This is a genomic window from Mycobacterium sp., from assembly GCF_032159775.1.
Lineage (GTDB): Bacteria > Actinomycetota > Actinomycetes > Mycobacteriales > Mycobacteriaceae > Mycobacterium.
This window is the reverse complement of sequence record NZ_JAVHWK010000125.1, coordinates 24,529-47,808: the sequence shown is the minus strand read 5'-3', so window position 1 is coordinate 47,808 and position 23,280 is coordinate 24,529. Positions and strand designations below refer to the sequence as shown.

The window sequence follows — 23,280 nt, the reverse complement described above, 5'->3', positions numbered from 1 at the left end:
TTAATGAAGTGACTTCATGTAGGCCGCCATGCGGGCGTGAGTCTCCTGCGACATCCAGCCGGCCCGCACGGTCATGTCCGTTTCGGTGCCTGCGTCGATCGCGTCTCGGGCGGGCAGGTGTAGCTGCCGCTTGGTCATGGCGTATGCGGCGGGCGCGTACTCAGCGAGCTCGCGGGCGAGCGCCGTCGCCCGCGGGAGCAGCTCTTCAGGGGTGACGACCTCGTCGACCCAGCCCAGCGCGGCGGCTGTGGACACGTCGACGGTGCCCGCACCCAACGTCGCCTGCGTCACCGATGTCCCCATCGCGTACCGGCAGATCTCCAGCGCCGACATCGGGAACATCGCGCCGACAGCGAGTTCGGTCAGCCCGATCGTCCCAGCCGACATCAGCCGGATGTCGGCGGCCATTGCGAAGACGCAGCCACCGGCTATGGCGTGGCCGTTGATCGCGGCGACCACCGGCGCGGGGTGGTCGAAGACGGCGAGGAACGCCGCCGACAGCGACGTCATGAAGCGATCGGTGTACTCGGCGCCGCCATCGACGATCGCGGGGAGGTCCACGCCCGCAGAGAAACACCGTCCGGCGCCGGTGATAACCACCGGTCCGTCCAGCCCGCGCATGGCGACGATGACGTCGTCGAGCAGGTCGAGGTCCAGCGCGTTGACCGGCGGGTGGTCGAACCGCACCACCGAAACGCCGTCGACCTCTTCGATGCTCATTGCTGCCTCGCGTCCTCCGCGCCCTCCGCGTTCGTCGCGTCCTCGGTGTCCTTCTTGTCCTTGACGCGGGTCTTGTACAGGCTCGCGACGGTGGTGATGACAAGGGTGACGATGATGACGCCGAGGGATGCCAGTGTCGGGATCTCCGGCACCGCAACGTGCTCGCCGCCGTTGATGAACGGCAGTTCGTTCTCGTGCAACGCGTGCAAAACCAGCTTCACGCCGATGAAGAACAAGATGAACGCGAGCCCCTGAGACAGGTAGACCAGTCGCTTGAGCAGGTCGCCGAGCAGGAAGTACAACTGCCGCAGGCCCATCAGCGCAAATACGTTCGCGGTGAACACCAGGTACGGCTCCTGGGTCAGGCCGTAGATCGCGGGGATGGAGTCCAGCGCGAAGATAAGGTCGGTGGTGCCCAGCGCGACGATGACGAGGAACATCGGCGTCATCAGCCGCTTGCCGTTCTCCTTGATATAGAGCTTGAGGCCGTCCCACCTGTCGGTCAGCTGCATGTGGCTGCGGGCGAACCGCACCACGAAGTTGTCCGCGTCGTCGTCATGGTCGGTGTTACGCACCAGACCGATGGCGGTGTAGAGCAGGAACGCGCCGAAGATGTAGAACACCCAGGAGAACTCGTTGATCGCGACCGCGCCAATCGCGATGAAGATGCCGCGGAAGATCAGCGCCAGGATGATGCCGACCAGCAGCGCCTGCTGTTGATACTTCTTGGGCACGTTGAAGCTGGCCATGATGATGAGGAAGATGAACAGGTTGTCGACCGACAGGCTGTACTCGGTGAGCCAGCCGGCGAAGAACTCCACCCCGAATTGGCTGCCGTGGAAGAAGTACACCCAGATGCCGAAGGCCACCGCGAGCCCGATGTAGATCGAAAGCGCTGTTACCAGCTCACGCTTTTTTGGTTCATGCGGCCGCCGGCCGATGACCACGACGTCGAACAGCAGAACGGCGATGGTCACGCCCAGCGTGACGATCCACTCGATTTGGGAAACTTGCATGAAGGGTGCCTCCGGTCGTCAAAACGCCCGAGGTCTCTTCCACCGTTCCGTTCGGCCCGCGAGCCGGTCGTCTGATGACAGTCGACGTGATGACGACACCGCGGCGAAGGAATACTCCCCTCGCCAACCAGTCTGTCAGAAACCTGTGGACGATGCCCAACCCGGTGCGACGGGAGGCCTGTGCGACGATGCCTCGATGACGGCTCGTCCAGCACATTTCACCCCGGCGGGGGAAGACCGCTACCTGCCGACCACGTACGCGCAGAGCCATTGGGGACCTGATCACCTCAACGGTCCAGCGCTGGTCGGTCTGGCCGCCCGCGCGTTGGAGACCGAGTTCGGATCACCCGAGTTCATGCCTACTCGGCTCACGGTGGACCTGTTCAAGGCCGCGCGCGGAGTGCCGACAACGACGAAGGTCACCCTGGTCAGGGATGGACGCCGAGTACGCAACGCCGAATGCGAGATCACCCAGGACGGTGTCACCGTGGTGCGCGCAACGATGGTGGCCTACCGCCGGTCGGAGGCGCCGCGGGGCGAGGAGTGGGCGTCGGCCGACGACTTCAGCTGGCCGCCGGAATTGGGCGGGGTCGGTATGTCCTTCATGGGCAGCGACGGTGTGGGCTGGACGAAAGGAATCGCCGAACACCAGCACACCGCCCGCAAGCGGTTCGTCAACCGGATGGTCGACGTCGTCGAGGGCCACGACAACACGCCCTTCGTCCGCGGCGCGATGGTGGCGGAGGGCGCCAGCCTGGTCACCAACCTCGGCTCGGCGGGGGTCGGTTACATCAACGGCGATCTCACGGTCGCGCTGGCCCGGTTGCCGGTCGACGAGTGGATGGGTGTGCAGGCCGACTCACACTGGGCGGCGGACGGCATCTCGGTCGGCTCGGCGACGATGTTCGACCGCATCGGCGCATTCGGTTCGGCCCTGGTGACCGCGGTCGCCAATCCGATGGCGCAGATCGACTTCACCGCCGATCCGTTCCCGTCGCGCAGCCCATAACGGTTCGGCGCCAATGCTTTCAGTTGAGATTTTTGTCATCGCCGGAAAACGGCCAAGGTCACGGCGCTGGACAGCCCGAGGATGAACGCCAGATAGTTCGCCAGAACCGCAGCCAAGTAGACCGCGAACTGAGGGCCGACGGGTGCGTGCGACGCAAAATTCATGGTCCGGTTCAGGAAGTAGCTCAGGGTGAACGCGCACCGTAGGCCAGGGTGACCGCGAACAGTATCGGCATGCGCAGGCCCGCGTGCACCGGAAAGGAGCAGCAGGTCGACTCCGAAGGTCAACCCGTTGATCAACACGAATCCCAGAAACGTGGGTGCGACAACGGAATTGAGCTGCCACGGCAGCCGCGCTACCGTCGCGACACATGCCGACGCTCCCACGGACAGGTGTCCACGACGTGAGCAGCGGGCCAACCCCGTGCCGCGGGGAGGGGTTCCACAGTTGAAACCTGCTGCTTGGCAACATCGCTCGATTGCTTCGTTATTCGGATATCAGTGCGAATATCCCCGTCTGCGACGCGTACAGCAAAATCTCTTGAGATACTGACCCCGTGCCGAGCCGCGTCGTCAGTCGACCAGACGAGGGTCGAGCGGTTATAACGTTCCTCGCTGCCGCGGCGTCGGAACCTGCCGGCTTGGTGGCCGAGGGCGAGCCGGGCATCGGCAAGACCACACTCTGTCTGTCCGCCATCGAACTCGCGGAAGAGCGCGGGTTCCGGGTATTGGCGGCCAGGCCTGCCGAGGCGGAGTCGGTGCTCGCGTACGCCTCGCTCGCGGATCTGCTTTCAGGCGTTGCCCCGTCGGTACTTGCGGACCTGCCGACCCCCCAGCGGCTGGCGATCGATCGGGTTCTGCTGCGCGCGGACGCCGAGGATCTGTCCACAGATCAACGCGCGGTGGGTGCGGGGTTCGTTTCGGTGGTCGAGCTGCTCGCGGAGACGGCTCCGGTGTTGGTGGCGATCGACGACCTGCAGTGGCTCGACCCGTCCAGCCGCAATGTCATCGCGTTCGCCGCTCGACGGCTGTCCGCCAGGGTTGGCGTGTTCGGTACTGTCCGGACGAATCCGGACGATCGCGACGGTGCGGCGTCCTGGCTGCAGTTGCCGCAGCCGGATGGCGTGCAGCGGGTGCAGATCCGGCCGCTGAGCCTGGGCGGTTTGAACGCTGTCATCACCCAGCGACTCGGACGCTCGCTGTCGCGCCCGGCCATTGTTCGGATACAAGAGGTTTCGGGAGGCAACCCGTTCTACGCGCTGGAATTGGCGCGGGCGATGGACGGGGGCACCAGAAACGTGGACATGCCCATGCCGATGACGCTCACCGAATTGGTGCGTGCCCGGATCGGCAGCCTCGACGAGTCCGTCGGCGACGCCCTGCTGGCGATGGCGTGCCACGCGGCGCCCACCGTCGAGGTGGTGTCCCGCGCGACCGGGATTGCCGCCCATGAAGTGGTCGCCCAACTCGAGGACATCGAAAATAAAGGCCTTGTCGGGATCGATGGCCACCGGCTCCACTTCGCACACCCGTTGTTGGCGAGGGGGTTTTACACCGATGTGGCGCCGGCGCGACGTCGGTCGATGCATCGTCGGCTGGCGGAGATCGTCGACGAACCCGAGTTGAAGGCCAGGCATCTGGCGCTGGCTGCCACGCACGGCGACGAGCTGACCCTGCTCTCCTTGGACGAAGCCGCCGACATGGCGCGGAGTCGGGGCGCGCCCGCCGCAGCAGCCGAACTCCTCGATCTGGCCATCGGTCTGGGCGGCGGCACCCCCGAACGTCGAATCCTCTCCGCGGCACATCATTTCGACGCCGGCGAGCCCGCACGGGCAAGGACGCTGCTGCAGGACACGATCGAAAGCCTCGAACCGGGGCCGAGGCGGGCGGAGGCGTTGACACTGCTGGCCCTCGTCGCGTCGCTCAACGACAGCTTCGATGAGGCCGCCGACCTGCTCGAGCGCGCACTCGACGATGTCGGTGACGAGCTCGCCCAGCGGGTGGCCATCTTGGTGTCGCTGTCATTCGCGGCGGTCAACGCCGGGCGGATGGACACTGCCGTCCAGCGCATCGGAGAAGCCGTCGGCAGAGCCTCCGAGCTCGGTGATCCGCATGCCCTCAGCCAGGCGCTGGGGATGCGGGTGATGCTGCATTTCATGTGCGGCGAAGGGGTTGACGAACGCAGTCTGCAACGGGCAGTCGATCTCGAGGACAGCGACGCCGACGTCTCCTCGGCTTTCAGCCCACGGGTTCAGCGGGCCTTGCTGTTGGCCTGGATCGGCGCACTCGACCGAGCCAACGCCGAAATGCTGTCCATCCGACGCCGCTGCATCGAAACCGGCGACGAGGGCGAGCTCTCGTTCATCGACTTTCACTCGGTGTTGATCCACCTCTGGCGCGGGTCCATAGCCGACGCCGCGCTGATCGCCGAGGACTCGGTGGAGCGCGCGCTTCAACTCAACGGCGATCTGCCGCTGTCTGTATCGCTGACGGTGCGGGCCGCGGTCGCCGCCTACGCAGGAGACGAGGAGTCGGTCCGCCGCGATGTCGCCGAGGCGACGGCGGCGAGCAAGCGCTGTGGATCGCGGCGGCTCGGTGAGTGGCCGGTGACGATGCTCGGCTTTCTCGAGGTCTCGCTCGGCAACTACGAGGACGCCGTAAAAACTCTCGAGCCCCTGATGGGAATGCTCGAGGTGATGCCGGCTTCAACGGAAATCATCAACGCGTCATACGTTCCCGATGCCGCGGAGGCTCTGATCCAACTGGGCAGGCAAGCCGAGGCCGAACCGCTGATCGCGGCACTTGAACGTAACGGGCAGCGGCTCGACCGGGCGTGGATGAAAGCGGTCGGCGCACGGTGCCGGGCCATGCTGCATGCGGCGCAGGGCGACATTCAGGCGGCGAACCGGGCGATCGAACGGGCGTTGGCCGAGCACGAACGGGTACCCATGCCGTTCGAGCGGGCACGCACCCAACTGCTGGCAGGCCAACTTTTACGCAGACAACGCCAAAAGGACCAGGCCGCAACGACTCTGCGGGCGGCGCTGAAGACATTCGAGGACCTCCACACCCCGCTGTGGGCGGACCGGGCCCGCGCCGAACTCGCCCGCGCCGACGTCGGCACTCGCCGGATGTCGAACTTGAGCCCGTCCGAGCAGCGGGTGGCCGAACTCGCCGCGTCGGGCATGACCAACCGCGACGTCGCCGCCGCCCTCTTCATCAGCCCGAAGACGGTGGAGTCGAACCTGGCCCGGATCTACCGCAAGCTGGGTATCCACTCACGTGCCGAACTCGGAAGGCACATGGGCCATTCCGACCAGTAGGACCGCTCAGGGGTTGCGCACGCAGTCGTAGGTGAGCGGAATCTCGTCACCCAGCTCGACGACCTCGAACTGATCGACGCCGATGTCATTGAACGACTGCGCCTCGATGCCGAGGTCGGCCCACTTCGCCGTGCTGTTGCGATCGTCGGCGAAGGTCAGCGCGATCTCGCCCCCATCGGCAAGCATCATGCCGTGCGTCTTGAGCGCCTTGAGGATCACCTTCTCGGAATCGGAGTAGCGGGACTCGTCGAAGTCGGGCTTCAGCCTGAACCGCACACCGTAGGGCGGGGCATCGGGATCTGCGCTCTCCGGCCCGCCCGCGTGAGTCGCCGGATGCACATAGACGTCGGCCTTCATCCGGTCATTGGGAAGAATGAACCGCAGCGCGTGATTCACTGTGCCGGAAGCGACTTCGTCGGCGGTCGGGGTCATGGCGGAAATCGGGAAACCCGCGGCGTCGGCACTGGTGCACTGGTCACCGCGTAGGTTCTCCGGGTACGTCTTGCTCAGGTCCCAGATGAACATCGCCTGGGTCGTCATGTTGTCGCCGACCTGATTGGCCTGGTAGAGCTCGTAGAGCTTCTGCTCGTCGCGATCGGCGACCAGCAGATGGCAATCGCCCTGTCCCTCGGTGTTGCCCGATATGTCGCAGGTGAGGTCTTGCGACCCTTCGATGGTGGCGTCCTTTGGCACCGGCATCTGCGTGGGCACGCTGTCACAGTCCGGACCGCCACCGCAGTAGTCCTCGATCCCCACCACATCCATCCGGGGACTGTTGCTGTCCGCGTTGAAGATCGAGATCGAGAAATCGGTCTGCAGCACGTTGTCGTTTCCCCAGCCGCCCGCGGCGGTCAGTGCCGCAAGGATTGCGTCACTGCGGTCGGACTTCGCGGCTCCCGCCACGTCGACCGTCCATGGCTGGGTGGAATCGGAAGCATCACCTCCGGTCGCCGGCGCACCGCCGGCACCGGCGGTCTTCGAAGCGCCCGCGGTCGAGGTGGGGCCGGAACTCGATACCGTGTGGGTCCCGCACGCCATGCACGCCGTGGTGGTGATGCACAGGACGGCGGCCAACGCGCCGAGTCGAGCGGGGTCCAGATGCGATCTCATGCAGCAGTCAGCGCCTCTCGGAGATAGTGAGCTGTGTGCAGACGCTATCGCGGTCGAGTTTGCTGAGATATCGGGTGTTTCCCTACCATTGGCCGCCGGTCACGGCAGCACGACGCGCAGCCGCTCCCAGCCCCTCACCGTCGACGTGGGGGCGGGCACAGCGCTGTCGTAGTCGATTCCCCATTCCGGCCAGCGGTTCAGCAACTCATCGAGGGCCACCCGGCCCTCCAGCCGGGCCAGGTTGGCGCCGAGGCAGTAGTGCACGCCCTTGCCGAACGTGAGGTGGCTGATGCTGTCGCGGTGGATGTCGAAGGTGTCCGGATCGGTGTAGCGCCGCGGGTCGCGGTTGGCGGCGCCGAACAGCAGCAGGACCGCGCTACCCGCGGGCACGGTGGTGCCGTACATCTGGAAATCCTTGACCGCGTACCGGGCGACATGCGGGCCGGTCGGCTCGAAGCGCAGAGTCTCGTCGACCGTGCGGGTCAGCAGCGAGCGGTCCTCGTACACCTCGCGACGCTGACCCGGGTGCTCGGCGAGCACCTTGGCAAGCCAGCCGATGAGCCTGCCCGTCGTCTCGTTGCCCGCGCCCGCCACGACCTGGGTGTAGTGCAGGATCTCCTTGCGGTGCAGCTTGCGGGTGACTCCGTTCTCGTCTTCGAACTCCATGGTCAACAGCGCCGTCATCAGGTCGTCCGACGGGTTGCGTGAACGCCACTCCACATAGTCGGCGTAGATGCTGCCGTCTGCGATCTTGTCCGCCTTGGCCACCTTCATCGGGGCGCCGGGCTTGGTGCGCAGGTTCGCGTCATTGGCGTCGCGAACGGCGATCTGGTCGGACTCCGGAATCCCGAGCAGCATGCCGATCACGCGCATCGGCATCATCGATGCGAGTTCGGCGACGATGTCGAAGCCATCCGAGCCGACATGCGGGTCAAGGCAATTGACGCAGAACCGCCGGATCTGGTCCTCGATCTCGGCCATCCGGCGGGGTGTGAAAACCCGGCTCATCAACCCCCGCAACATGGTGTGCACCGGCGGGTCCTCGAACATCATCACGCCCTTGGGCATGTCGAAGTCCGAATTCACCAGCTCGAGGATGTCGCTGCGGGAATTGGAGAACGTCTCCCAGTCGGCGACCGCCTTCTCGACGTCGGAGTGCCGCGAGATCGCCCAAAAGCGGTACCGCGCATTGTGGTAAAGCGGAGCTTCCTCGCGCAACCTGGCATACGTCGGCCATGGGTTGGCTGCGATGTCCAGGTCGTACGGGTCGTAATAGACGACGGAGTCGACGGTGCCCTCGGAAGTCGTCATCGTCGCCGCTATTTCAGGAGGCTGCCTGCGTCGACGGGCAGCGTGACGCCGGTGACATAGCGCGCCTCGTCGGAGGCCAGGAACAACACCGCGTTGCTGATGTCAACCGGCTCCACCCACGGGATGGGAAGGAAGTGGAACGACTGGCAGATCGGCGCGAGGTCATCGGGGCCGGGGTTCTCCAGGTCCGGACGGAACAGTCGATAGGTCGGCTCGTTCATCAACAGCGGAGTACAGACGTGGGTGGGATGGACGGTGTTGACCCGGATGGAATGCTGACCCAGCTCCACGGCGAATGTGCGCATCAACCCGACGACCCCGTGCTTGGCCGCGATGTAGTGACCGACCTGAGGGTAAGCCTTCGTGCCGCCGACCGAACTGGTGATCACGATCGAGCCGCCGCGACCGCCCGCCAGCAGATGCGGCACCGCGGCCTTCACCGTCTTCCACACACCACCGAGGTTGACGTCGATCGTCTCGTCGAAGATGTCCTCGCGCATCTTGTGCAGCTTCACGCCCCTGGTGCCAATGCCTGCGTTGGCGACGACGATGTCGAGCCGTCCGAGTTGCTCGACGCCGCTGTCGACGGCGGACGCCAGGGCCTCGAAGTCACGCACGTCGACTTCGGCCGTGACGATGCGCCGATCCAGGTTCTTCACCATGTCCGCGGTTTCGGCGAGGTCCTCCGGCGTGGCCGCGGGCGCAGTCGAGTCGTCGAAGCCGCGGCAGATGTCGACCGCGATGATGTCGGCGCCCTCTTCGGCAAGCCGCACCGCATGGCTGCGGCCTTGGCCCCGGGCGGCACCGGTGATGAACGCGACCTTGCTCTGGACCCGTCCGGCCATGGCACCTCGAATTCTGAGCCTTGTTGGGCGACTGCCCAACATTTATGCTGACGCCATGTCTAGCAGTCGGCGCGGTGGGCGGTCAAGGCCCAGATGACGGCACCAAAATCATCGGGCCGTGACTCTGCGACGCGTCAGGCTCTGATCCGAGCGACTGCCCAAGTGATGCTCGAGGAGGGGTATGCCGCTGCGACCTCCCGGCGAGTCGCGGCAAGGGCGGGGGTGAAGCCGGCGCTTGTGCACTACTACTTCCCGAGCATGGACGACCTCTTTCTGGCCGTGTTGCGCGAAGGCGCCGAGGACAACCTTGTCCGTCAGCGCGAGGCGTTGGCGGCCGACGAACCCCTGCATGCCTTGTGGAAGCTCAACAACGCGCACGGTGCCCGGCTGCTGATGGAGTTCATGGCGCTGGCCAACCATCGCAAGGAGATCCGCAACGAGATCGCCGCCTACGCCGCGCGCTTCGGCGATCTGGAGGAGAGCGCGGTCACCCTGGCCCTGCGGGCACACGGTGTCGATGTCGCCGAGTTTCCCCCCGTCGTGATGTCGATGATCGTGACCAGCCTGGCTCGAATCCTCGTATTGGAGCGCAGCCTCGGCATCACCCGCGGCCACGCCGAAGCGGGCGACTTCATCGAGCGACTGCTCGACAGGTATGAGATGCCGTCGGCCTAGCTGGCGCGAATAACGATTCGGTCACTATCTCGATCACGATCAATTAAGAATTCAGCGCAACTCATAAGAAGAATGGCGCCTTCAATGGCACTTAGGCGTCGGCGGCCGGATATGCCGGGTGAAAATGAGGCGGAAATCACGCCTACAGCTGTAACACTTCGTGTTCACTGCCAGCGAATACGTTGGCGACGTTTGACCGTCTTGCGCTTCGGCTACCTTGGTTCTCAGGGGCGGGGGAACGCAATTACACACCGCAATACGAGGGAACAATCGATCATGAAAAACATTGGTATAAATGCGCGCCGCAAAGTTGTCGGCGCTGTCGTCGGAACGGTGCTCGGCGGCGTTGCCGCGGCAACGATCGCTGCGCCGTCCGCTGTGGCCGCGCCTCAGGGCTGCAGCGCAGCCGATGTGGCAGGCACCGCCAGCTCGACGCTGGGTGCGGCTCGTGGCTACCTGAGCGACCACCCGGGCGCCAACCAGGCCGTGACGGCTGCTTTCAACCAGCCGCGCGGACAGGCCGCGGCTGACCTGCGGAACTACTTCACCGCCAACCCCGGTGAGTACTACGACCTGAAGGGCATCCTGGCCCCGATCGGCGACAAGCAGCGCCAGTGCAACGTGTCGGTGCTGCCCGGGGACCTGCAGTCGGCCTACGACGAGTTCATGGCCGGCTAGTCCACCGCACCACGACGACGCCCGCCGCCGCAGCCGACGCTGTGGCGGCGGGTTTCTCGTCTAATCCGCGCGGTGCGCCCACCGCAAGGAGCCGGACCCCAAATCCAGGCATTGCAGGGCGATTCCGTCGGAGCCCTGAGCTGACAGGTTCAACGCCGGGCACGGCGTCGTCACGTTGTACACCCCGATGAGCGGGCCCGCCGGCGTCCAGGTACCGGCGGGGTTGCAGATGACCGTCCCCCCGCTGGGTTCCAGCCCGTACGCGAAGGCCCGCCGGGGTTGAGGCGCGCACGGCGCGCCCGCGATGACGTTCCTTGCCACGTTGGGCACGCAGTCAGCCGAGTAGCACCAATCCGCAGATGCATTGTCCGCGAACAGCATCGACGTCGGCAGCAACGCGCTCACCGCAAGCGCGCCACCCGCAAGACCGCGAAACAAAGCGATTCGAACCGTCATGGCCGATCCTCTCCTAGGTGACTTCGGCGTCCACTCGTTGTTCGGTGCGCTTCAACGGTATCGATTCACCGCTCCTCGGATCGGCGGATCGGTGTGCGCCCCGGCGGCTGCTCCGGAGGTGGCAGTAGCGCGGTCCGGCTACTCACGGCCACCGTCGAGGGTGATTTCGTGCTGAGCTCGACTTCCTCACCGTCGTGACGGATGGTCAGCGTGGCGTCCGGCCCGTCGCGCAGCGTGTAGGTGACCTGGTCATGGTCGGCGTCGACGGTGAGCCGGAAATCTCGCCACCGCAGCCGGAAGCACAACCGGTCGATCCCGTCCGGCAGGTGCGGATCCAGCGTGAGGATCCCCTCGTCGTCGCGCAGGCCGCCGAAACCTGCGACCAGAGCGGTCCATGCCCCGGCCAGCGACGCCATGTGCAGGCCGTCTTCGGTGTTGTTGTGCAGGTCGCGCAGGTCGATCAGGGCCGCCTCGTAGGCGTAGTCGTGGGCCAGTTCCAGATGTCCGACAGCCGCGCAGATCACGGCCTGGGTGCACGCCGACAGAGACGAGTCGCGGGTCGTACGCCGTTCGTAGTAGTCCAGGTTGCGCGCCATTTGTTCGGGCGTGAACGCGTGGCTCCGCCAATGCATGGCCAGCACCAGGTCGGCCTGTTTGACCACCTGCGACGGATACAGCCGGCTGTAGGGCTCGTGCATCAGCAACGGATATTCGGTGTTCTCGGTGAAATTCCATTCCCGAAGGGTGGTGAAGCCGTCGCACTGCTCGTGCACCCCCAGACCCTCGTCATAGGGGATGTGGGCGGCGCCCGCGGCGTCCCGCCATGCGGCCATCTCCTCTGTGGTCACCCCGATGTCCTGCGCTGCTTCGGGGTGGCGCTCGCACGCGTCGGCGGCAATCTGCATGTTGTGCGCCGCCATCAGGTTGGTGAAGACGTTGTCCCGCACGATGGCCGTGTATTCATCGGGACCCGTCACACCGTCGAGATGCCAGACGCCGTGCCGGTCGTGGTGCCCCAACGACAGCCACAGTCGCGCCGTCTCCACAAGTACGGCGAGGCCACACTCGAGTTCCAGCGAATCATCGCCTGTGACAACGCGATAGCGTTCGAACGCCATCGCAATGTCGGCATTGACGTGCCAGGCGGCCGTGCCTGCGGGCCAGTACGCCGAGCACTCTTCGCCGTGGATGGTGCGCCATGGGAAAGCCGCGCCTTGGAGGTCGAGCAACGCGGCCCGGTCCCTGGCGAGGGCCAGGGTCGAGGCGCGCCATCGCAGGGCATCGGCGGCCGCGGTCGACGCCGTGTAGGTCAGCAGCGGAAGTACGAAACCTTCGGTGTCCCAGAAGGCGTGGCCGTCGTAACCGGTGCCGGTGAGACCCTTGCCCGGAATGGCCCGCCGTTCGGCCCGCGCACTCGCCTGCAGCACGTGAAAAAGCCCGAACCGCACCGCCTGCTGACAGTCGGGGTCACCGTCCACCTCGACGTCGGCGGAGTCCCAGAACACGTCGAGGCATTCCCGCTGCAAGTCGACCAGCCCCTGCCAGCCGGTGTAGCGGGCTCCCGCGATGGCCGCGGCGACCTGGTCCCGCAGCGCAGGGCGGGACCGCAGGCTCGACCACCCGTACGCCAGATACTTCACGATGCGCAGCTGCTGGCCCGGGCGAAGCCCGCAGATCACCGTCGTGCGTGCCAGATCACCGCTTGCCTCGGTGCGCACCTCGACCCGGCCCGGTACCTCGACGTCGTGGTCCATCGCCGCGGCCATCATCAGGCCACTGGCCCTCGTCTTGTGCACGAGCAACGCCGCATACTCGGTGGCCTCGTGACGGACCGCCTCCAACGGATCCTGCAGCAGGGTCGCGACCCGCGGGTCCTTCGATCGTTCCGGCTGGTCTTCGTTGGCGACAAGCTCGGACTGCACGGTGACGCGGACGAACTGGTCGATCGCCTCGACCACGTACTCAATGGCGGCCACGCTGCGCTGGCCCAACGACACCAGCCGCGTGGACTGCACCCGAACCTGCTTGCCGGCGGGCGACTTCCATTGCGCAACGCGAGCAAGAGTGCCGGCCTGCATGTCCAACACCCGTTCGTGTTCCGACAATTCGCCGTATCGCACATCGAACGGCTCGTCATCCACGAGCAGCCGGATGATCTTGCCGTTGGTGACGTCGACGATGGACTGCCCGTCCTCGGGATACGAGAAACCCGTTTCGGCATACGGCAGTGGCCGCGTCTCGTAGAAACCGTTCAGATATGTTCCCGGCAGGCCGTGGGGTTCACCTTCGTCGAGGTTGCCGCGCAGCCCGATGTGGCCGTTGGACAGCGCGAACAGCGACTCGGTCTGGGCAATCCGGTCCATGCTCAGGCTGGTCTCGCGGACGTGCCACGGCTCGACCGGGAAGGCGTCGTCGTCGATCATCAGGAGTCCAGCAGCTCGGCGAGATCCGACACGACGACGTCGGCTCCGTTGCGCCGCAACTCATCTGCCTGATCGGTGCGGTCGACTCCGACCACCAACCCGAAGTCACCCGCGCGACCGGCGGCCACGCCCGCGAGCGCGTCCTCGAACACCGCCGCCTCGTCGGCGGACGCTTCGAGCAGTTGGGCGGCGCGAAGAAACGAGTCCGGCGCCGGCTTGCCCGCGATGTTCTCCTCGCGCATGGTCTGCCCGTCGACCCGGACCTGGACGTAGGAGTCCAGACCGGTGATCTCGAGCACCTCGCGGGCGTTGGAACTCGACGACACGACCGCGACGCCGAGCCCGGCTGCGGCGACTGCCTCGAGGTACCGGCGGGACCCCTCGAAGACCTCCACGCCGTCGTCTCGCAGCGTCTGGTTGAACAGCCCGTTCTTCCGGTTTCCCAGGCCTTGCACCGTCTCGGTTTCCGCGTCGTCGTCCGGACTGCCCTCGTCGAGACTGATGCCGCGGCTGTCCAGAAAGGACCGGACGCCGTCTTCGCGCTTCTTGCCGTCCACGTACTTGCGATAGTCGGCGTCGATGTCGAAGGGGACGAATTGATCGCCGCTGCTGTCAGCGCGCGCCTTCAGGTAGGCGTCGAACATCTGCTTCCATGCTTTGCGGTGCACGCTTGCAGTGTCGGTGAGCACACCATCGAGGTCGAAGAGGCAGACATGAACACGTTCGGGTAATCCCAGCGTTTCGGCCACACGCCGGGGGTACCCACCAACGCCCGACCATAGACTGGCCCAATGGCCGACCTGCATCCCGGCGTCGCTGCGCTCGCTCCTCTGCTCGGCGTTTGGGCCGGTCAGGGCTCGGGCGAGTACCCGACCATCGTGCCGTTCGATTACCTCGAGGAAGTCACGTTCGGCCATGTCGGCAAGCCGTTCCTCAGCTATGCGCAGAAGACGAAGGCCGGCGATGACGGTCGGCCCATGCACGGGGAGACGGGCTTTCTGCGGCTACCGTCGCCGGGGCGGGTGGAGTTGGTGCTGGCACACCCGACCGGTATCACCGAGATCGACGAGGGCACGCTGACCGTGGCGGGCGACACGATCGTGATGGACCTCGCCGCCACGACGATCGGGCGCACCGCGTCGGCGAAGGAAGTGACGGCGCTTGGCCGGTCCATTCGCGTCGAGGGCGATGAACTCGTCTACACCGTGCGCATGGGTGCGGTCGGCCAACCCCTGCAAGACCACCTGACCGCCACTCTGCACAGGAAGCAGGTATGACACCACTAACCGGCAGGATCCGCGTTCCGACCGATCTCGACGAGGTGACCGACATCGCCGCTGAAGACCACTCCGATATCGATCCGGCGTCCGTCGAGCGGATCTGGCGAGCGGCGCAGCACTGGTATGCCGCGGGGATGCACCCGGCGATCCAGCTGTGCTTGCGCCACAACGGCAAGGTGATCCTCAACCGGGCGATCGGCCACGGCTGGGGCAATGCCCCGGATGACCCGCCCGATGCGGACAGGGTTCCGGTCACCACGGACACCGCGTTCTGTGCGTTCTCGGCGGCCAAGGCGGTCGCGACGACGGTCGTACACATGCTCGTCGAGCGGGGCGCCTTCTCGCTGGACGACCGCGTGTGCGAATACCTGCCCACCTACACGAGCCACGGCAAGGACCGAACCACGATCCGGCACGTCATGACGCACAGCGCTGGCGTTCCGTTCGCCACCGGTCCGCGGCCCGACCTCGACCGCATCGACGACACCGAATACGCGCGCCGCAAGCTCGGCGAGCTGAAGCCGATACACCGGCCCGGCCTCGTGCACATCTACCACGGGGTGACGTGGGGGCCGCTGGTGCGCGAAATCGTTTCGGCCGCAACGGGAAAGAGCATCCGCGAGATTCTCGCCACCGAGATCCTCGATCCGCTCGGTTTCCGGTGGACGAACTTCGGCGTGACCGAGCAGGATGTGCCGCTGGTGGCACCGAGCCACGTCACGGGCAAACCCCTGCCCGCCCCGATCGCGAAGGCCTTCAAGATCGCCGTCGGCGGCACCATGGCCGAGATCATTCCCTTCGGGAACACGCCGCTGTTTCTCACCGGCATCGTGCCGTCGTCCAACCTCGTCTCGACGGCGAACGAGATGTCACGGTTCGCCGAGATTCTGCAACGAGGCGGGGAGCTCGACGGCGTCCGGGTGATGCGACCGGAGACGCTGCGCGCGGCGACGAAAGAGTGCCGCAGGCTGCGTCCCGACATCGCCGACGGATTCGCACCCCGCCGGTGGGGTACCGGCTACATGCTCGGCAACAAGCGGTTCGGACCATTCGGCCGCGATGCGCCTGCGGCGTTCGGCAACACCGGCCTGACCAACATCGCGGTGTGGGCCGACCCGGAGCGCCGACTCGCCGCCGGGCTCATCAGCAGCGGCAAGCCGAGCGGTCACGCGGAGGCCAACCGCTATCCCGCGCTCCTCGACCGCATCACAGCCGAGATCCCGCGTCAGCGGATCTTTTCGCCGTAGACCTTCTCGACGGTCAACGCCATCAGCACCCGGCGGTCGGCCACCATCACCGATCGGTACTCGTCCCAGTCCGGGTGCTCGCCGGCCGCCTTGCGGTAATAGTCGACCAGGGCGTCGACCTCCGCGCCGTGCGGATCCGTTCCCGGTCCGGTCAGCGTCACCCGTCCCTCGGCGGTGGCCCACGCCCAGCCGTCAGGGCTGGTGACCTCCAGAGCGGCCCTCGGGTCGCGCCGCAGGTTCGCGGTCTTGGCCCTACCCTCGGTCATCGACACGTAAATGACGCCGGCGTCACGGTCGTAGAACGGGGTTATCGGCGACAGTTGCGGCAGTCCGTTCGACTTGATGGTCGCCAGAACTCCGAGTCGGCTGTCGGCGAGCAGCGTGTGCGTGTCGAATCCTGAGGCGGTCATGCTGTGGGCAACCTGCTACCGTCTGTCCGCTATTCCGGTACTGCCCGGTAAACTCGCTGTGCTGTCGCCGGAGGGGCAGACAGACCTGGAGGTAAGCATGGAAGGTGCGGCATCGAGTAGCTGCGCAATTGAAGAACGCCACATCGACTCCGTCTGCGTGGTGTCGGTGGCCGGTGTAGTGGACATGCTTACGGCCCCCGACCTCGAGAAGGCGATAGCCGAGGCCGCCAAGTCCACCCCGAGCGCCGTGGTCGTCGACATGAGCGACGTCGAGTTTCTGGCATCTGCGGGGATGGGCGTGCTGATCGCGGCCCAGGACGAGCTCGCACCCGCAGTCAAGTTCGCGGTCGTCGCCGACGGACCCGCGACGAGTCGGCCACTGAAGCTCGTCGGTGTCACTGACGTGGTTGACCTCTACGCCACGCTCGACGAAGCGCTTGGCGCTCTGACGAGTTAAAACCACAACTATCGGGTAGCCAGCATCCTGAGATGGAAGATTCAGGACAACGCGACTCGAGGACACGGTTCGCACCGACGAATGTCCCCGCCGACGCGGCATCCGCTGCGCAGATGCGACAGAACTTCTCCGATTGGCTGAAGCGGCATTTCGCGCTCGATCATACGAAGATCAGCGATGTCGTGCTTGCGGTCAACGAGGCATTGGCCAACGCGGCCGAGTTCGCCTATTCGACGGCGTCGCAGCCGGGCGCGATGAATTTGCTCGCCGCCTACGACAGCCACACCTCGGTCCTGTCGGTCACCGTCACCGACGAGGGCGCCTGGCGCATCGCGGACTCCGAGAGGAAACGCGCCTCCCGCGGCCGGGGCATCCCGCTCATGCGTGCACTGGCCGATCGGGCCACGATCGACTCGACTGCGAAGGGCACGCAGGTGCGCCTCGAATGGAACCACGTCGCCGCGGCACAGAACGCCGTGAACTGACCTGCGCTCACTTCGGCAGCTTGACCACCTGGACGAAGAATTCGTCGATCTGCCTGACCGCGCTCATGAACTGATCCAGGTCGACCGGCTTGGTGACGTAGGCGTTGGCGTGCAGCTTGTAGCTCTTGAGGATGTCCTCCTCGGCTGACGAGGTTGTCAGCACCACCACCGGGATGTGGCACAGGTCGTCGTCGGATTTGATCTGCTCGAGCAACTGCCTGCCGTCGTACTTCGGCAGGTTCAGGTCGAGCAGGATCAGATCCGGCCGTGGCGCGCCTTCGTATGCACCGCGCCGGTAAAGGAAGTCCAGGCCCTCCTCGCCGTCGTGCGCCACGTGAAGGTTGTTGTTGATCTTGTTGTGCTCGAACGCTTCCCGGGTGATGAGCTCGTCGCCCGGGTCGTCCTCGACCAGCAGGACGTCGATGGCTCGAGTATCTGATGTCACTCGTGTGATCCTTCCAAAAGAGCGGATGGTATTGCGTTGGGTTCGGTCGTAGGGGTGGCGGACAGGGTGAAGTGAATTCGGGTGCCTGGGCTGTAGGACGGGTCGACCCAGATGGATCCGCCGTGATGCTCGACGATCTTCTTGCACAACGCTAGACCGATGCCGGTCCCGCTGTATACCTCGCGGAGGTGCAGGCGCTGGAAGATGACGAAGACCTTGTCGGCAAACTCTGGGGCGATGCCGATGCCGTTGTCGGAAACGCTGAAGAGCCAATCATCGGCATGTTCGCCGGTGCCCTGCTCTACTTCGATGACGAGTCGCGGTGCGACGCCGTCTCGCCGGAACTTCACCGCGTTGCCGATCAGGTTCTGCCACAGCATCGTCAGCAGCGTCGGGTCGCCGTCGACTGTCGGGAGCGACTGCTGCGGCCGCTTGATCTCGGCGCCTGCCTCCTCGATCGCCGTCGACAGGTTGCCAAGCGCGATCTGTAGCGTCTCCTCGAGATCGACCTCGGTGTGGGTCGAGTTGAGCCGCCCGACCCGGGAGAAGGTGAGCAGGTCGTTGATCAGGGCCTGCATTCGTTTGGCGCCGTCGACGGCGAAGCCGATGTATTCGGTCCCGCGTTCGTCGAGTTGGTCCCCGTACCGCTTCTCAAGCAGCTGGCAGAACGATGCGACCTTGCGCAACGGCTCCTGCAGGTCGTGTGAAGCGACGTAGGCGAACTGCTCGAGTTCGGCGTTGGATCGTCGCAGCTCCTCGGCCTGATCGTCGAGTGCGGTCTTGGCGGCCCGGGAGGCATCGAGTTCGTCGACGATTCGCTGCCGCATGTCCTCGACATCGGCTGCGATGGCGCGGATGTCTCGCGGCCCGCGCGGCGTGATGCGCTCGGAGAAATTGCCCTCGGTGATACGGCGGCACGCCGCGGCAAGGGCGGACAGTGGGCGGGTGACGGCACTTCGAACCAGCAGAGCCAGCACGACGCCCAGCCCGACGAACACGACCACCATGGCGATCGCCAGCCCGTCGCGCCAGTGCCGCATGTGGTCGAGCTGCTCGATCCCCTCTGTCCTCGCCGCTCGGAGATTTTCGTTCTGACGGTCGAAAAGTGTTCGGAGGTTGTCGAATTCGGACTTGCCGCGATCGGTCAGGCTGCGGCTTTGCGCAAGGGGGGCGCCACTGCTGATCTCCGCGATGATCGGCTCTGCGTACGATGTCCGCCACGTCTGGGCGCGCTGTTGGATGACATCCAGATCGGATATCAGCTCGGGGTGTGTGCCGACCCGCTCACGGACGTTTTTCGATGCTTGTTTTTCGGCGGCCTGGCCGGCGTAGTACGGCTCGAGAAACTGCATGTCGGCGGTGATGACGTAGCCGCGTACCGCGGTCTCCTGGTCGCGCAGCGCCGCCTGCAGCGCATAGGCCTGCACCCTTGCCGGCTGGATGTTGTCGATCACCTCACGCGAGAGCTGATCGGTTCGCGTCATCAACAACCCGCCCGCCACCAAACCCGTGAGCACAACCAGTCCCATCGCGGACAGCACCAGGTTCTGCCAGCCCTGCACGGTGAGCCGTCGCCCATGCTTGGGCTTGGCCACAGATGCGCTCCCGTCGCGATCCGTCATCGAGAAGTGCGCTCCACGCGCACCACCGCGATGTCGTCGGTGAGGCCGCCGTGGGCCCGCGCACGGCTCGACGCTTCCTCGATCAGGGCGTCGATGAATTCCGGGCCGGACAACCTTGCATGCGCACGCGCCAGGTCGAGCAGTCCCTCTTCGCCGAGTCGTTCGTTGCCCCGCCCAGAGTGCCCCTCGAAGAGGCCATCGGTGAGCAGCACCAAGCCCGTGTCCTGCGGCCATTCCACCTGGTGATATTCCCAGTCACCGGAGTTCAGGCCGAGGGCGGGGCCGCCCGGCGGCTCGAGCCACCGCACGGAACCCCCGCCGTGCAACAGCATCCCCGGATGGCCCGCGCGGACCGCGCGGAACTCGGAACCCTCGGGCGGTATCGCGAGGCTGAGCACCGTCGCGAAGATGCCTTTGCCCGCCCGTTCGGTACGCAGAATCCGGTCCAGCTCGCGCATCCGGTCGGGACCGCGCAGGCCGGCGAAGGTCAGTGCACGCCATGCGATGCGCAGCGCAACCCCGAGTGCCGCCTCGTCAGGGCCGTGGCCTGCGACGTCGCCGATCATGACGTGCACAGTCCGGTCCGGTGTCTGGACGAAATCGTAGAAGTCGCCGCCGAGCAGCGAGTTCTTCCGGCTGGGCACATAGCGCGTCGTGATGTCGAGGCCAGGGTTGTCCAGCAGCAGCGGCGATGGCGAGAGGCCACGTTCGAGGCGGGCGTTCTCCATGGCGCGCAGCTGGCTGGCGTGCAATTCCACCGACGTGATCTCGGCGCGCTTGCGCTCGATTGCGTAAAGCACGGCCCGCCTCAACATCTCGGGTTCGACGCGACCCTTGACCAGATAGTCCTGCGCGCCGGAGGCCACCGCAGACATCCCGAAATGCTCGTCGGACAGTCCGGTCAGGACGACGATCGGAAGGTTGGGGTCGACGGCTTTGACGCGTTCCAGCGCCGCGATTCCGCTCGCGTCGGGGAGGTTGAGGTCGAGCAGCACGCAGTCGGGGCGGGAGATGGACAGTTCGCGTTCGGCGTCGGACGCCGACTGCGCCCATACACAGGCGATGTCGGCGGCCGCATCGGCGATGAGCTCTTCTACCAGCAGCGCATCGCCGCGGTCGTCTTCTACCAGCAGCACCGAGAGCCGACGCCCGCCCGCAGTGCGGACGGACGCAGGGTCCGGCGCAGGCTGGGTATGCGGCTTAATCGGCGCGCGCATGGGTCATCACGTCCTTTAGTAACGCCACCCGGTCGCGCGACCCTCTGCTTCAGTGACAACGCCTAGACAATACCCAGGGCCCCTTCGTCTCGCCGCACATCGGTCCCCCGACCTCCGCGCGCGCGGAGACGTTTCCTATCGTGGCTTGATGAGCACCCTTCTCGATGCGGATCGCGTCGCCGATCTAGCCAGAAAGGTCGTGACCGACCACGACCCGAAATCCGTCCCGATTCCCGAGTTGCTCGGCGCCGCCTATGACGCCGGGCTGTCCTGGGTGCACTTCCCGGAGGGCCTGGGCGGCCTCGGGGTTTCGCGCGGCCTGCAGGCCGTAGCCGACGGAATCCTTCAGGGTGCGGGCGGCCCGGTACCGCTGGGGCTCAACCCGATGGGCTACGGCATGGCGGCTCCGACGATCCGCGAGCACGCGCAGTCCGACGAGGTGAAGCGCCAATGGCTGCGACCGCTGGCGACGACGGATGACCTGTGGTGCCAACTGTTCTCGGAGCCGGGTGCCGGTTCGGATCTGGCCGGGCTGGCGACCACGGCGGTGCCCGACAGCGACGAGTGGATCATCAACGGCCAGAAGGTGTGGACCAGCCTGGCGCACCGCGCGCGGTGGGGCCTGCTGCTGGCGCGCACCAATCCCGACGTGCCGAAGCACAAGGGGCTGACCTATTTCGTGATCGACATGCACGGGACGGGTGTCGAGACGCGCCCATTGCGCCAGATGACCGGCCAGGCCGAGTTCAACGAGGTGTATTTCACCGACGCGCGCATCCCCGACGCGCATCGGCTCGGCGACGTCGGCAACGGGTGGAACGTCGCGATGACCACGCTGATGAACGAACGCACCGCGCTGGGCGGCAGTGGCAGCAGGCGCGGCGCGGGCACCATCTCCGAAGCCGTCTCGCTGTGGGCATCGCGGCCACATCGGCAGACCCCTGTGCTGCGGGACCGGCTGACCCAGCTGTGGCTGCGCTCGGAGGCACAGCGCCTGACGTCGGAGCGCTCACGCGCCTCGGCCGGTGTCGGTGGTCCCGGGCCGGAGGGCTCGATCGGCAAGCTGGTCGGAGCCGAACTCAACCAGCAGATTTACCAGTTCTGCATGGATTTCCTTGGGCCGGAAGGCATTCTGTACCACGGCTACGACAGCGGCAGTCGCATCGGGGACAAGGACTGGCAGGGTCCCATCCAGCAGCGGTTCCTGCGCAGCCGCGCCAACACCATCGAAGGCGGCACGTCGGAAGTCATGCGCAACATCTTGGGCGAGCGGATCCTCGGCCTGCCGGGTGATCTGCGCGCGGACGCGGGCATGCCGTGGAAGGAGATCCCCCGTGGTTGAGGAGCTTGCGGATCAACCCCGCAATCAGGTTGAGGAGCTTGCGGATCAACCCCGCAATCATGCTGAATTCGTCTTCTCCGACGAGCAGAACCAGCTGCGCGCCGCCGTGCGCAAATTCTGCACCGAGAACTTCGACGAGCAGACGGTGCGGACCCTGATGGAGTCCGACCCGCCGTTCGACGCCAAGGTGTGGGCGCGGCTGGGCGGTGAGCTCGGCGTGCTCGGGCTCTCGGTGCCGGAAGCCGACGGCGGGGTCGGCGGCGACCTTGTCGACCAGGCCGTCGCGGTCGAGGAACTCGGCTCATCGCTGGCGTGTGGGCCGCTGTTCGGCACCGTGTTCCTGTCGATTCCCGCCCTGGTGGCGGCGTCGGCGGGCGCAGCGCGGGACGAGGTGTTGGCCGAGCTGGTCGAGGGCAGACGGACCGCGGCATTCGCCGTGCCCGATTTGGCGGGCACGCTGGGCGAGGTGACCGTCACCGCCGACGGCGATGCGCTGACCGGAACTATCGAGCGGGTGGTCGACGCGGGTGCGGCAGACGAGCTGCTGGTGGCCGCGCGGGGTGCCGACGGAGTGGCCCTGTATGCCGTCGACGCCTCCGCGTCGGGGGTGCACCGCAGCCCGCTGGCCACGCTGGATCTGACCCGGCCGCAGGCGGGGGTCGAGTTGGCCGGCGCACCGGGCCGACTCGTTGCCGGTCCGGACGAGGCGGAGCGCGTCATCGAGCACGCTCTGCAGGTTGGTTCGGCGCTGCTGGCGGTCGAGCAGGTGGGCGCAGGCCAGCATCTGCTGGACCTGTCGGTCGAGTATGCGAAGTCGCGTCTGCAGTTCGGCAGACAGATCGGGTCATTCCAGGCGATCAAGCACAAGCTGGCCGACCTGCTCGTCGACCTCGAACACGCGCGGTCGTCGGCCTATCACGCGGTGTGGGCTCTGTCGGACGGTTCCGACGATCCGGCGTTGGCGGTGAGCATCGCCCAGGCGACGGCCTCGGCGGCGCTCAGCCGAATCGCGGCCGACACGATCCAGGTGCACGGCGGCATCGGCTTCACCTGGGAGCACCAGGCTCACCTGTACTTCAAGCGGGCCACCACCGACGCCGCCCTGCTCGGCAGCGCCGAGCAGCACAGGTCACGGGTCGCCGAGCTGGTGCTCGACAACCTCGACACCCCTGAGCGCGGTCCACGGGTGGCCGACGGGACGCCCGCCTAA

Annotated in this window: 23 protein-coding genes; 10 read left to right on the top strand and 13 right to left on the bottom strand. The window is 66.1% G+C overall.

From position 1 onward, the window contains the following. Nucleotides 1-720, bottom strand: coding sequence for an enoyl-CoA hydratase/isomerase family protein (locus tag QOJ24_RS15630; RefSeq protein WP_526262729.1), 720 nt, complete (start codon nt 718-720; stop codon nt 1-3). Next, a complete protein-coding gene (locus QOJ24_RS15625) occupies nt 717-1,736 on the bottom strand; it encodes a TerC family protein (protein WP_526262727.1) in 1,020 nt (339 codons plus the stop codon). Before QOJ24_RS15625 ends, QOJ24_RS15630 begins: the two co-directional genes overlap by 4 nt. 196 nt (nt 1,737-1,932) lie before the next feature. Here QOJ24_RS15625 and QOJ24_RS15620 point away from each other — a divergent pair, with 196 nt between their 5' ends. Continuing rightward, a complete protein-coding gene (locus tag QOJ24_RS15620; RefSeq protein WP_526262725.1) occupies nt 1,933-2,745 on the top strand; it encodes an acyl-CoA thioesterase domain-containing protein in 813 nt (270 codons plus the stop codon). A 35-nt stretch (nt 2,746-2,780) separates the two neighbouring features. Here the strand turns inward: QOJ24_RS15620 and QOJ24_RS15615 are convergent, their stop codons facing one another. Continuing rightward, nucleotides 2,781-3,131: a hypothetical protein gene (locus QOJ24_RS15615; protein WP_526262723.1), complete on the bottom strand. Its 351-nt coding sequence runs from the start codon at nt 3,129-3,131 to the stop codon at nt 2,781-2,783. Between the two features lie 170 nt (nt 3,132-3,301). Here QOJ24_RS15615 and QOJ24_RS15610 point away from each other — a divergent pair, with 170 nt between their 5' ends. Continuing rightward, entirely contained in the window at nt 3,302-6,067 is a 2,766-nt protein-coding gene (locus QOJ24_RS15610; RefSeq protein WP_526262721.1) for a helix-turn-helix transcriptional regulator, read from the top strand. 6 nt (nt 6,068-6,073) lie between these two features. Here the strand turns inward: QOJ24_RS15610 and QOJ24_RS15605 are convergent, their stop codons facing one another. The 3 genes from QOJ24_RS15605 to QOJ24_RS15595 all read right to left on the bottom strand — a co-directional run bounded on the left by QOJ24_RS15605 (nt 6,074) and on the right by QOJ24_RS15595 (nt 9,333). Next, nucleotides 6,074-7,177 carry a hypothetical protein gene (locus QOJ24_RS15605; protein ID WP_526262719.1) on the bottom strand — a complete coding sequence of 368 codons (1,104 nt, stop codon included), beginning with the start codon at nt 7,175-7,177 and terminating at the stop codon, nt 6,074-6,076. Between the two features lie 99 nt (nt 7,178-7,276). Further along, nucleotides 7,277-8,488 carry a cytochrome P450 gene (locus tag QOJ24_RS15600; RefSeq protein WP_526262717.1) on the bottom strand — a complete coding sequence of 404 codons (1,212 nt, stop codon included), beginning with the start codon at nt 8,486-8,488 and terminating at the stop codon, nt 7,277-7,279. Between the two features lie 8 nt (nt 8,489-8,496). Continuing rightward, nucleotides 8,497-9,333, bottom strand: a complete 837-nt coding sequence (locus tag QOJ24_RS15595; protein WP_526262715.1) for a mycofactocin-coupled SDR family oxidoreductase — start codon at nt 9,331-9,333, stop codon at nt 8,497-8,499. A 93-nt stretch (nt 9,334-9,426) separates the two neighbouring features. On the opposite strand from QOJ24_RS15595, the gene QOJ24_RS15590 reads away from it, so the two are divergent. Continuing rightward, nucleotides 9,427-10,008, top strand: coding sequence for a TetR/AcrR family transcriptional regulator (locus tag QOJ24_RS15590; RefSeq protein WP_526262713.1), 582 nt, complete (start codon nt 9,427-9,429; stop codon nt 10,006-10,008). A 276-nt stretch (nt 10,009-10,284) separates the two neighbouring features. Beyond that, on the top strand, nt 10,285-10,686 hold the full coding sequence (locus tag QOJ24_RS15585) for a hemophore-related protein (protein WP_526262711.1): 402 nt from the start codon (nt 10,285-10,287) through the stop codon (nt 10,684-10,686). A 60-nt stretch (nt 10,687-10,746) separates the two neighbouring features. Here QOJ24_RS15585 and QOJ24_RS15580 read toward each other — a convergent pair whose 3' ends face one another. The 3 genes from QOJ24_RS15580 to QOJ24_RS15570 form a co-directional block, all read right to left on the bottom strand. Beyond that, a complete protein-coding gene (locus QOJ24_RS15580) occupies nt 10,747-11,142 on the bottom strand; it encodes a hypothetical protein (protein ID WP_526262709.1) in 396 nt (131 codons plus the stop codon). Between the two features lie 65 nt (nt 11,143-11,207). Continuing rightward, on the bottom strand, nt 11,208-13,565 hold the full coding sequence (locus QOJ24_RS15575; RefSeq protein ID WP_526262707.1) for a glycosyl hydrolase family 65 domain-containing protein: 2,358 nt from the start codon (nt 13,563-13,565) through the stop codon (nt 11,208-11,210). Beyond that, entirely contained in the window at nt 13,565-14,371 is an 807-nt protein-coding gene (locus QOJ24_RS15570; RefSeq protein ID WP_526262705.1) for a beta-phosphoglucomutase family hydrolase, read from the bottom strand. Before QOJ24_RS15570 ends, QOJ24_RS15575 begins: the two co-directional genes overlap by 1 nt. On the opposite strand from QOJ24_RS15570, the gene QOJ24_RS15565 reads away from it, so the two are divergent. Together QOJ24_RS15565 and lipE are read left to right on the top strand one after the other, a co-directional pair. Then, on the top strand, nt 14,357-14,842 hold the full coding sequence (locus QOJ24_RS15565) for a peroxynitrite isomerase (RefSeq protein WP_526262703.1): 486 nt from the start codon (nt 14,357-14,359) through the stop codon (nt 14,840-14,842). The two genes, QOJ24_RS15570 and QOJ24_RS15565, sit on opposite strands and share 15 nt — an antisense overlap. Further along, nucleotides 14,839-16,092: a lipase LipE gene (gene lipE / locus QOJ24_RS15560; RefSeq protein ID WP_526262701.1), complete on the top strand. Its 1,254-nt coding sequence runs from the start codon at nt 14,839-14,841 to the stop codon at nt 16,090-16,092. The genes QOJ24_RS15565 and lipE overlap by 4 nt, the downstream gene beginning before the upstream one ends. Here the strand turns inward: lipE and QOJ24_RS15555 are convergent. Next, nucleotides 16,071-16,502, bottom strand: a complete 432-nt coding sequence (locus QOJ24_RS15555; RefSeq protein ID WP_526262699.1) for a PPOX class F420-dependent oxidoreductase — start codon at nt 16,500-16,502, stop codon at nt 16,071-16,073. The two genes, lipE and QOJ24_RS15555, sit on opposite strands and share 22 nt — an antisense overlap. Nucleotides 16,503-16,599: 97 nt before the next feature. Between QOJ24_RS15555 and QOJ24_RS15550 the strand changes: the two genes are divergently transcribed. Next, nucleotides 16,600-16,959 (top strand): STAS domain-containing protein, encoded by a 360-nt coding sequence (locus QOJ24_RS15550; RefSeq protein ID WP_526262803.1) that lies wholly within the window; start codon nt 16,600-16,602, stop codon nt 16,957-16,959. 32 nt (nt 16,960-16,991) lie between these two features. After that, nucleotides 16,992-17,444 carry an ATP-binding protein gene (locus QOJ24_RS15545; RefSeq protein WP_526262697.1) on the top strand — a complete coding sequence of 151 codons (453 nt, stop codon included), beginning with the start codon at nt 16,992-16,994 and terminating at the stop codon, nt 17,442-17,444. A 7-nt stretch (nt 17,445-17,451) separates the two neighbouring features. Here QOJ24_RS15545 and QOJ24_RS15540 read toward each other — a convergent pair whose 3' ends face one another. Genes QOJ24_RS15540 through QOJ24_RS15530 form a run of 3 tightly spaced genes read right to left on the bottom strand, consistent with a single transcriptional unit; the run spans nt 17,452 to nt 20,728 of the window. Further along, the gene (locus QOJ24_RS15540) at nt 17,452-17,889 is read right to left on the bottom strand and encodes a response regulator (RefSeq protein WP_526262695.1); all 438 of its coding nucleotides are present in this window, start codon (nt 17,887-17,889) and stop codon (nt 17,452-17,454) included. Beyond that, a complete protein-coding gene (locus QOJ24_RS15535; protein WP_526262693.1) occupies nt 17,886-19,511 on the bottom strand; it encodes a sensor histidine kinase in 1,626 nt (541 codons plus the stop codon). Before QOJ24_RS15535 ends, QOJ24_RS15540 begins: the two co-directional genes overlap by 4 nt. Further along, nucleotides 19,508-20,728, bottom strand: a complete 1,221-nt coding sequence (locus QOJ24_RS15530) for a PP2C family protein-serine/threonine phosphatase (RefSeq protein WP_526262691.1) — start codon at nt 20,726-20,728, stop codon at nt 19,508-19,510. Before QOJ24_RS15530 ends, QOJ24_RS15535 begins: the two co-directional genes overlap by 4 nt. Before the next feature lie 148 nt (nt 20,729-20,876). On the opposite strand from QOJ24_RS15530, the gene QOJ24_RS15525 reads away from it, so the two are divergent. Both QOJ24_RS15525 and QOJ24_RS15520 read left to right on the top strand, forming a co-directional pair. After that, entirely contained in the window at nt 20,877-22,070 is a 1,194-nt protein-coding gene (locus tag QOJ24_RS15525) for an acyl-CoA dehydrogenase family protein (protein ID WP_526262689.1), read from the top strand. Next, nucleotides 22,063-23,280, top strand: a complete 1,218-nt coding sequence (locus QOJ24_RS15520) for an acyl-CoA dehydrogenase family protein (RefSeq protein WP_526262687.1) — start codon at nt 22,063-22,065, stop codon at nt 23,278-23,280. Before QOJ24_RS15525 ends, QOJ24_RS15520 begins: the two co-directional genes overlap by 8 nt.

What these genes read in the sequence shown, in the direction of transcription:
- QOJ24_RS15630 (WP_526262729.1), bottom strand. Translation starts at nt 720, where the DNA reads ATGAGCATCGAAGAGGTCGACGGCGTTTCGGTGGTGCGGTTCGACCAC.
- QOJ24_RS15625 (WP_526262727.1), bottom strand. Translation starts at nt 1,736, where the DNA reads ATGCAAGTTTCCCAAATCGAGTGGATCGTCACGCTGGGCGTGACCATC.
- QOJ24_RS15620 (WP_526262725.1), top strand. Translation starts at nt 1,933, where the DNA reads ATGACGGCTCGTCCAGCACATTTCACCCCGGCGGGGGAAGACCGCTAC.
- QOJ24_RS15605 (WP_526262719.1), bottom strand. Translation starts at nt 7,177, where the DNA reads ATGAGATCGCATCTGGACCCCGCTCGACTCGGCGCGTTGGCCGCCGTC.
- QOJ24_RS15600 (WP_526262717.1), bottom strand. Translation starts at nt 8,488, where the DNA reads ATGACGACTTCCGAGGGCACCGTCGACTCCGTCGTCTATTACGACCCG.
- QOJ24_RS15595 (WP_526262715.1), bottom strand. Translation starts at nt 9,333, where the DNA reads ATGGCCGGACGGGTCCAGAGCAAGGTCGCGTTCATCACCGGTGCCGCC.
- QOJ24_RS15590 (WP_526262713.1), top strand. Translation starts at nt 9,427, where the DNA reads ATGACGGCACCAAAATCATCGGGCCGTGACTCTGCGACGCGTCAGGCT.
- QOJ24_RS15585 (WP_526262711.1), top strand. Translation starts at nt 10,285, where the DNA reads ATGAAAAACATTGGTATAAATGCGCGCCGCAAAGTTGTCGGCGCTGTC.
- QOJ24_RS15580 (WP_526262709.1), bottom strand. Translation starts at nt 11,142, where the DNA reads ATGACGGTTCGAATCGCTTTGTTTCGCGGTCTTGCGGGTGGCGCGCTT.
- QOJ24_RS15575 (WP_526262707.1), bottom strand. Translation starts at nt 13,565, where the DNA reads ATGATCGACGACGACGCCTTCCCGGTCGAGCCGTGGCACGTCCGCGAG.
- QOJ24_RS15565 (WP_526262703.1), top strand. Translation starts at nt 14,357, where the DNA reads ATGGCCGACCTGCATCCCGGCGTCGCTGCGCTCGCTCCTCTGCTCGGC.
- QOJ24_RS15570 (WP_526262705.1), bottom strand. Translation starts at nt 14,371, where the DNA reads ATGCAGGTCGGCCATTGGGCCAGTCTATGGTCGGGCGTTGGTGGGTAC.
- lipE (WP_526262701.1), top strand. Translation starts at nt 14,839, where the DNA reads ATGACACCACTAACCGGCAGGATCCGCGTTCCGACCGATCTCGACGAG.
- QOJ24_RS15555 (WP_526262699.1), bottom strand. Translation starts at nt 16,502, where the DNA reads ATGACCGCCTCAGGATTCGACACGCACACGCTGCTCGCCGACAGCCGA.
- QOJ24_RS15550 (WP_526262803.1), top strand. Translation starts at nt 16,600, where the DNA reads ATGGAAGGTGCGGCATCGAGTAGCTGCGCAATTGAAGAACGCCACATC.
- QOJ24_RS15545 (WP_526262697.1), top strand. Translation starts at nt 16,992, where the DNA reads ATGGAAGATTCAGGACAACGCGACTCGAGGACACGGTTCGCACCGACG.
- QOJ24_RS15535 (WP_526262693.1), bottom strand. Translation starts at nt 19,511, where the DNA reads ATGACGGATCGCGACGGGAGCGCATCTGTGGCCAAGCCCAAGCATGGG.
- QOJ24_RS15530 (WP_526262691.1), bottom strand. Translation starts at nt 20,728, where the DNA reads ATGCGCGCGCCGATTAAGCCGCATACCCAGCCTGCGCCGGACCCTGCG.
- QOJ24_RS15525 (WP_526262689.1), top strand. Translation starts at nt 20,877, where the DNA reads ATGAGCACCCTTCTCGATGCGGATCGCGTCGCCGATCTAGCCAGAAAG.